Origin of the sequence: Achromobacter sp., assembly GCF_036567245.1 — a bacterium.
In the GTDB taxonomy this organism is placed as follows: Bacteria; Pseudomonadota; Gammaproteobacteria; order Burkholderiales; family Burkholderiaceae_B; genus Achromobacter.
The window spans coordinates 1-7896 of sequence record NZ_DATCUY010000299.1 but is presented as its reverse complement, the minus strand read 5'-3'; the positions used below and the strand labels follow the sequence as shown (position 1 = coordinate 7896).

The window sequence follows — 7896 nt, the reverse complement described above, 5'->3', positions numbered from 1 at the left end:
AGCGGCGCGACGGGCGCCGGAGCGCGTCCGCGCGCGCCGCGGCCGGCGAACAGTCCCTTGGGCGCGAACATCATGAAGCCCATCAATATGACGCCGTAGATGATTTCCTGGAACGACAAGGCCTGGCGCAGCAGCTCGGAGATCAGGCCGAAGCCCAGCGCGCCCGCGATGGCGCCGCGCACCGAACCGATGCCGCCGACCACCACCATCGTCAGGATCAGGATGGTGGTCTGGAAGCCCAGGCTTTCCGGGTGGATGAAGGAGGCAAAGGTGGTGTACATGCCGCCCGCGATGCCGGCATAGGCGGCCGACAGGGTGAAGGCGGTGCGTTTGATGGCGTTGACGTTCACGCCCATGGCCTGCGCCGCTACGTCGCTTTCCCGCACGGCGCGGAAGGCCGAGCCCAGTTGCGAGCGGGACAGGGCGACGGTGGCCCAGAGCAGCAACGCGGCGATCAGTACCACGAAGGGGTAGGCCCGGGCGTCCGACACCAGTTCATAGCCGAACAGCGTGGCCGGAGAGATCCGGAATCCGTTCGAGCCATTGGTGACCGATTGCCAGTTCAGGAACACCCATTGCATTGCTTCGCCGAAAGCGAACGTGGACAGCGCCAGATAGATGTCGCGCATGCGCAGCGCCAGCGCGCCGATGACATAGCCCAGCACTGCGGCCAGTAATCCGCCCGCGACGATGGAAATGAAGAAGGGCGGATGCCACAGGTTGTTGATGAGGCCGGCGGTATAGATGCCCACGCCATAGAAGGCGGCATGCGACAGCGCGAACTGCCCGGTTTCGCCGATGACCAGGTGCAGGCCCAGCGCCAGCACCACGAACACCATCAGCAGGTTCACCACATAGATGACATAGCCGCTGGCCGCGAAAGGCAGGATCGCCAGCACCACGGCCATCAGCGCCAGCAGCGCATGGTCGATTTTCTTGCTCATACTTTCTTCACCTGCAGTTTGCCGCCCAGGAGCCCTTGCGGACGCAGCAGCAGCACCACCATGATGGCCACGAAAGGCGCGACCACGATGGCATTGGTCGAAATGAACAGCCCCACCAGGTTTTCCGCCACGCCGATCACGAAGCCGCCCACCACCGCGCCGGGCAGGCTGGTGATGCCGCCCACGATGGCCGCGGCGTAAGCCAGAATGGCGATGTGGCCGATGTCGGGGGTGATCAGGATCTTGGGCGTGATGAGCAGCGCCGCGACCGCGGAGATCAGCCCGGCCAGCGCCCAAACCAGCATGCGGATGCGGGTCAGATTCACGCCGACCAGCCTCGCAGCCTTGGGATTCATGCCCACCGCGCGCATGGCCTTGCCGACCCGGGTGTAGGTGAACATGCCGAAGAGCAGCAGCATCACCGCCACCGCGACGGCGAAGATCACCAGGTCCAGCTGGGTCAGTACCGCGTCGCCGATGATGATGGCGTCGGTCGAGGCCAGCGGCGGCAGCGAGCGCGGCGTGTCGCCCAGGCCGGTCTGCCGCACCAGGCCTTTCAGCGCATAGGCCAGACCCAGGGTGGCGATCACCATCTGCACGCCCACGCCCTTGGAGGCGATGACGCGTTCCATGACGACGCGCTGGAACAGGCCCGACAGGAGAGCCACGGCGGCGAGCGTGATGGGAATGACGACGAGGTAAGGCCAGCCCATCACCAGGGTGAGGAACAAGGCGATGTAGCCGCCGACCATGAAGATCTCGCCCTGGGCGAAATTGGGCACGTCGGTGGTCTTGAAAATAATCACTACGGCGACCGCCAGCAGCGCGTACACGCTGCCCGTCACCAGTCCCGACAGCACCCCCTGCTGCAGGAACAGCCAGATATCGGCAAAGCTCATGATGTTTCTCCGGCAGCCCGCGCGCTGCTGCGCCAACGCGCGGGCCTGGCCCATGGCGGGCCGCTGGTTTACTTCTGGTACTGCCAGACGCTCTTGAAGGCGCCAGGCACGAGCGACATGTTGGTGCCGTCGAACTTGATGTAGATCGCGGACTCCTGCGCGGCGCGGTCGTTGGGGCCGAACTCGATCGGACCGGCCATGACGCCCGAGTCGAACTTCATGGTTTCCAGCGCCTGCAAGACCTTCTCGCGGGTGGGCTGGGGGCCGGCGGCCTTCAGCGCATTGACCACCGCCATGGCGGGGGGCAGGCCATAGGGCATGTAGGTCTGCGGATGGCCCGGCTTGGAGGCCAGGTCGGGATAGGCCTGCTTGTACATGTCGTACACCCAGGTCAGCTTGGCGCCGCCCGGCACGTCGGACAGCACTTCCTGGATGTAGACGTTCTTGAAGGCGTCCTTGTTGCCCACGTTCTCGACCAGCTGCTTCAGGTCGGCGGTGCCGTTCACCGCCAGCACGATGGGCTTGTTCCAGCCCAGTTCCTGCGCCTTCTTGATGATGAGCGCGGCGGGGCGGGCATACGTGGTCAGCAGCAGCACGTCGGCGTTGGCCGCGCGGATCTTCAGCATGGGCGCGGTCACGTCGGTGATGTTCGGATTCACAGACTGCACTTGCAGCGTCGCTTCGCCCAACTGCTTGACCTGGGCCTGCGCGGCCTCCAGGTTCCAGCCGCCGTAGGCGTCGTCATGGTTGATGTAGCCGATCTTCTTGGCCTTGAGCTGTTCGGCGGCGAACTGCACCATCGAGCCGCCCACGGCGTGCTGGGAAATGGAAAAGGCGCCATAGATGTACTTGGATGGCGGATACAGTGCGCCGTCGCCCGAGGCGTTGAGCATGACGAGCGGGACCTTCTCGCGTTCCACGTATTCGCGCGAGGCCACCACCGCGGCCGAGCAGGAACCGCCGTTCAGCAGGAACACCTTGTCCTGCTCGTTCAGCTTCTTCACCGCGGCGACCAGGTCGTTGGCATTGCAGCGGTCGTCCTCGATCACCAGCTCGATCTGGCGGCCATGCACGCCGCCTTCCTTGTTGACCTTGGCGTACCACATCTTGGCGGCGTTCAGCACGTCAAAGCCGTAGGCCATGCCGCTGCCCGACAAGGGCGCGAACAGGCCGATCTTGATGGTCTTGTCGGTGATGCCCGGCTCCTGCTGCGCTTGCGCGCCCGAACTCAGCGCCCATGCGCATAGCGCGGCGGCGGCTGCGTAGCGACTGCTTTTCTTCATCTTTGTCTCCCGTTTCTTTTGGTGCGCGCCTTTGTTGGTGGATGGCGCTTTGCTGCGTTGCCGGCCTGGCCGCCGGAATGCCTTACTGCATGCGGTAGCCACCGTTGACGTCGATGACGCTGCCGGTGATGTAGCCGGCTTCCTCGGATGCCAGGAAGCGCACGGCGGCGGCCACGTCGTCCACGGTGCCGATGCGGCCCAGCGGAATCGCCTGCGCCGCGGCGGCCAGCGCGCCGCTGCTGGTGACGGTGCTGCGCAGCATGTCGGTGTCGATGAGGCCCGGCGCGATGCCGTTGACCGTGACGCCCAGGTGCGCGGATTCGCGCGCCATGGCCTTGGTCAGGCCCAGCACCGCGGACTTGGCCGCAATATACGAGGCGCTGGAGCGGTAGCCGCCCAGCTGCGCCGCTACCGAGGTGAACGTGACGATGCGGCCGTGCGCCAACGGCGCAGCCTCGCGCCGGCGCAGATAGGCGCGGCCGCAAAGGAACACGCCGCGTGCATTGACCGCGAAGCTGCGTTCCCAGATGTCCAGCGTGGTGTCCTTGATGAGCGGGCGCTCGCCGTTTTCCTGGAACAGCAGCAGGCCGGCGGCGCTGACGAGCACGGCGATGGGGCCGTGCTGCGCTTCGATCTGCTCGAAGGCGGTCTCAACCGAGTGTTCGTCGCTGACGTCGAAGGCATGCGAGGCGTGCGGCGCGCCCAATTCGTCGGCAACGCGGCGGGCACGATCGGCGTCCACGTCCGAGACCACGACGCGCAAGCCGGCGCTGGCCAGTTCCTGGCAGATGCGGGCGCCTATCCCGCCGCCACCGCCCGTGACGAGCGCAAGACGGGGAGCCGGACCCGTGCCGGCCGGCGTGGATACATTGGACATGCTGTCTCCTGGTAGCGTGCGGTCCCGCCTGGGGTGGGACATGGCCGCTGGTTTGAATTTTTTGCGATTATGTATACATGGAGTGTCCGCAGGTATAGGGGCTTACCCTGAGTTATGTTTGATTTATATCGTGTTTTATGGAGGTATTCCAAAATTCGGAATTGCGCCTGGTGGCTTATGTATTCTTCATGTATACAATGACGCTATGGACACGCTATCTCAACACGTTACCGACACGCTGCGGGACTGGGTGCTGCACGGCAAGTTCAGCCCCGGCGCCCGCCTGGAAGAAATCCCGTTGGCGGAAAAACTGGGGGTGTCGCGCACGCCGGTGCGCGCGGCGCTGGCGACGCTGGGCAATGAGGGTTTGCTGGAGCATCTGCCCAAGCGGGGCTACACGGTGCGCGCCTATGACATCGGCGAAATCGTGGCGGCCTATGAGGTGCGCGCGGCGCTGGAAGGGCTGGCCTGTCGCCAGGCGGCCTTGCGCGGGCTATCGAACGATGCCGTGGCGGTGCTGAAGAATTGCCTGGACGAAGGAGACCGGATCCTGGGCAAGGGTGTCTTGCTGGCCGAGGACCACCTGCCGTACCAGCAGGTGAACATCACCTTGCACAACGGCATCCTGGAAGCGGCGGGCAACCCCTGGGTGCGGCGCTTCGCGACGCAGGCGCAGGCCATTCCCTATGCCTCGGACCGGATCATCCTGTGGGAGGACCACGGGATCATTCTGCGATCACATGACGACCATCACCGCATCGTCAATGCGATCATTGCCCGCGACGGCGCGCGGGCCGAGGATCTGATGCGTGAACACGTGTATTACGCGGGCATCATCCTGAAGAACAACTACGAAAGACTGGCGCAGGCGTACCGGGTGTGAGGCACGCCTGCGGGCCGCGCTTCAGCCGGCCGCACCTCAGCCGGCCGCGCCTTAGCCGGCCGCGCCTTAGCCGGCCGCGCCCGTTTCCAGGCAGGGCTTGAATTCGCCGGTGGCGGGATCGCGCAGGTACAGCAGGCCCGTGGCCACGCCGAAGTAGGTGCCGTGCAGTTCCAGGTCGCCCTTTTCCACGCGGCGGCGGATGGACGGGAAGGTCATCAGATTGTTCAGGCTGTGTTCGACCGTGGCCAGTTCCAGGCGCTTCAGATTGGCCTGGCGGTCGCCGGTGCCGGGGCCCAGGCGCTGGGCCACGGGTTCGATCTGCGACATCCACTTGCCGATGAAATCGCCTTTGGTCAGCGGCTTGGCATCGTCGAAGAAGGAGCGGATGCCGCCGCAGGAGGCGTGGCCCAGCACGACGATGTGCTTGACGTTCAGGCCGTTGACCGCGAATTCGATCGCGGCGCTGGTGCCGTGGTACGAGGATTCCGAGTCAGGGTCACAGGGCGGGACCAGGTTCGCGACGTTGCGCACGACGAACATCTCGCCGGGGCCGGCGTCGAAGATGACTTCGGGCGACACGCGCGAGTCGCAGCACCCGATGATCAGGATTTCCGGGTTTTGTCCCGATTCGGCCAGCTTTTGATATCGGCTGCTTTCCGAAGGGAAACGGCCCCCCAGGAAAGATTGATAGCCTTCGGTGAGTCTTTTTGGAAACATGATCTTTTCTTCCTCGTAGCTGGAGCCAGGCGTGCTGGCGCGTCGGCGCACGCAACAAGGGGCTTCGTGTGGAAGCCCCTTTTATTGAGTCGACAAACGGAATTTTCCCATATTTGACCTTGCGCCATGCTGTCTAAACCCTGCGGGAATCAGGGTTTTTTGCCGCCGGGCAATAGGCGCTCGCAGCGCGCGCGGCGCGGCTGCCTTTCTTGGGAGGGCGGCAAGAGGAGCCTAGCGCGCGTCGACGCCCAGCGCGGTGACGCGGGTGAACTGCAGCGGCGTGACGGCCCGGATCTGCTTGATCTGGCCGGGCGCCAGCGGGCCGATGACGTCGTCTCGTACTCGACCGATCTCGCGGCCCTGCGCGTCGTACAGCACGAAGGTCAGCATGGCGCTGTTGACGTGCCGCGCGGATTGGTTGGACAGCAGGCCGGTGATGGCCGACATGTTCTGGTTGACGTCGCGCACGGCCTGAACGTTGCCCAGCGTGACGCCATAGACCATGCCCTGCGCGCCGGCGGCGCCAGACAGGCCGGCCAGCAGCGCGAACGAAGCAAGGGCAAGTTTCATCATGGTCTCCTGTGCAGCCTCGGTGCCGGGCACTATTTTCATCCGCTGAGCGGTCGTCGCCGCCTCTGGACTTGGGGGCATGCTTATCTCACACCTTTCCCGCCCTGTACACAACGGGACAAAGGGATGAATGGGTAACAGGTTGCTTGGATTGGTCGCAAATTCGCCGGCGAGCCGGTCCTGCGCAAGAGAGGCGCCGTGCGCCGGTTCAGGGCCGCGTAAGGCCTTGGCGATTCTTGACTTTCCGCACTCTTGCGCAGGGTTCGGGTTTGTTCGATCATGACCGGGCCGGCGATTGGGCCGGCGGATCGTGCGGCCCGCCTTTGCGACTGAATCCAGGCGCGCGGGCGCCAAGGGAGGAACCCATGCTTTCCCGTACCAGCCAATTGGCCTCGGCCTTTCTGTTGACCGCTTGTTTCGCCGGCGCGGCGTTTGCCCAGACCCCCGCGGCCCCCGCTCCCGCCAAGACGCCCACGCCGCAGCAGCAGCGCATGGCCGACTGCAACAAGTCCGCGGAAGGCAAGAAGGGCGACGAACGCAAGACCTACATGAGCAGTTGCCTGAAGGGCGAAACCGCCGCGCCTGCCAAGGAGCTCACGCCGCAGCAGCAGAAGATGAAGGACTGCAACGCCAAGGCCAGCTCGCAACAGCTGACCGGCGACAAGCGCAAGACGTTCATGAGCACCTGCCTGAAAGGCTAGTGCCAACGTAGCCCATCGTCTCGCAAGAAAAAACGCCAGCCCATGAAACCGGCTGGCGTTTTTTTGCATGAGGCGCCCATCAGCCGCCGGAGCGTCCCGGCCCCTGCAGCCGACCCAGCACGCTCTCCAGCGCCAGCCCGACCGCCAGTACCTTGCGGTCCTGGCCCGGCAGTCCGTCAACCTCCAATCCCACCGGCAGTCCGTCCGCCGACAAGCCCGCGGGCACGCTCAACCCGGGCAGGCCGGCGTTGCTGCCCGGATCGACGTTGCGCGCCAGCCGGCCGAAGCTCTCGAAGCTGCTGGCGTCCGGCGTGGCGGCCATCGGCTGGATCGGCACGGTGGGAAACAACAGGCCGTCCAGCGCATGGTCCTGGAAGGCGCGGCGATACACGTTGATGAGTTCGTCGCGATGCGTCGCCATGGCGCGTTCATAGAGGGGTTGCAGCGGCAGCACTTCGCCCGAGGGCAGGGGCAGCACGCCCGGCACGATCAGGCCGTCGAAAATCCCTTTGACGTCCGGGCTGGATATCTGCGCCACCACCTGCTCGAAGGTGACGCCGGTTCCATAGCGGCTGAGATAGTCCGTCAGGTCTCCCTTCTGTTCATACAGGCAGACCGGCATGCCTACCGCGGCGTTGCTGGCCTCCAGGCCCGGCATGTCGAGTTCCACCAGTTGCATGCCGGCCGCGCGCAGCTTGGCGAGCGCGGCATCCATCACGGCCTGCACCTGCGGATCCAGGTCTTTCCAGAAATAGCCGCAGAGGCCCAGGCGCATCCCGGCAGGCGGCAGCGCGGACAGCGGCTGCGGATCACCGGACAGCACCGCATCCAGCAGCACGATGTCGTCCATGCTGTTGGCTATCGGTCCGGGCGTGTCGCGGGTATGCGAGATGGGCGTGATGCCGGCGCCGTCGTAGCGTCCCACTGACGGGCGGAAACCGACCGCGCCATTCACTGCCGCGGGCAGGCGTACCGATGCGCCCGTGTCCGTACCCAGCGCGGCCGGCGTCAGGCGCGCGCCC

The 7896-nt window shown here is 65.3% G+C and carries 9 protein-coding genes; 2 read left to right on the top strand and 7 right to left on the bottom strand.

The genetic code is table 11. The features are described from left to right. The 4 genes from VIR09_RS13370 to VIR09_RS13355 form a co-directional block, all read right to left on the bottom strand. A partial coding sequence (locus VIR09_RS13370; protein ID WP_332013300.1) for a branched-chain amino acid ABC transporter permease occupies nt 1-944 on the bottom strand: 944 nt, incomplete at its 3' end. Further along, nucleotides 941-1843: a branched-chain amino acid ABC transporter permease gene (locus VIR09_RS13365; RefSeq protein WP_332013299.1), complete on the bottom strand. Its 903-nt coding sequence runs from the start codon at nt 1841-1843 to the stop codon at nt 941-943. The genes VIR09_RS13370 and VIR09_RS13365, both read right to left, overlap by 4 nt. Before the next feature lie 68 nt (nt 1844-1911). After that, nucleotides 1912-3126, bottom strand: a complete 1215-nt coding sequence (locus tag VIR09_RS13360; protein WP_332013298.1) for an ABC transporter substrate-binding protein — start codon at nt 3124-3126, stop codon at nt 1912-1914. Nucleotides 3127-3208: 82 nt separating this feature from the next. Then, nucleotides 3209-4003, bottom strand: a complete 795-nt coding sequence (locus VIR09_RS13355) for an SDR family NAD(P)-dependent oxidoreductase (protein ID WP_332013297.1) — start codon at nt 4001-4003, stop codon at nt 3209-3211. Nucleotides 4004-4208: 205 nt separating this feature from the next. On the opposite strand from VIR09_RS13355, the gene VIR09_RS13350 reads away from it, so the two are divergent. Next, the gene (locus tag VIR09_RS13350) at nt 4209-4886 is read left to right on the top strand and encodes a GntR family transcriptional regulator (RefSeq protein WP_013391284.1); all 678 of its coding nucleotides are present in this window, start codon (nt 4209-4211) and stop codon (nt 4884-4886) included. Nucleotides 4887-4952: 66 nt separating this feature from the next. Here VIR09_RS13350 and VIR09_RS13345 read toward each other — a convergent pair whose 3' ends face one another. Together VIR09_RS13345 and VIR09_RS13340 are read right to left on the bottom strand one after the other, a co-directional pair. Beyond that, on the bottom strand, nt 4953-5603 hold the full coding sequence (locus tag VIR09_RS13345) for a carbonic anhydrase (protein ID WP_332013296.1): 651 nt from the start codon (nt 5601-5603) through the stop codon (nt 4953-4955). A 231-nt stretch (nt 5604-5834) separates the two neighbouring features. Beyond that, a complete protein-coding gene (locus tag VIR09_RS13340; RefSeq protein ID WP_332013301.1) occupies nt 5835-6173 on the bottom strand; it encodes an FxLYD domain-containing protein in 339 nt (112 codons plus the stop codon). A gap of 365 nt (nt 6174-6538) precedes the next feature. Between VIR09_RS13340 and VIR09_RS13335 the strand changes: the two genes are divergently transcribed. Then, entirely contained in the window at nt 6539-6874 is a 336-nt protein-coding gene (locus tag VIR09_RS13335; protein WP_332013295.1) for a PsiF family protein, read from the top strand. 79 nt (nt 6875-6953) lie between these two features. Here the strand turns inward: VIR09_RS13335 and VIR09_RS13330 are convergent. Next, the coding region (locus VIR09_RS13330; RefSeq protein WP_332013294.1) for an amidase family protein at nt 6954-7896 on the bottom strand (943 nt) is incomplete at its 5' end.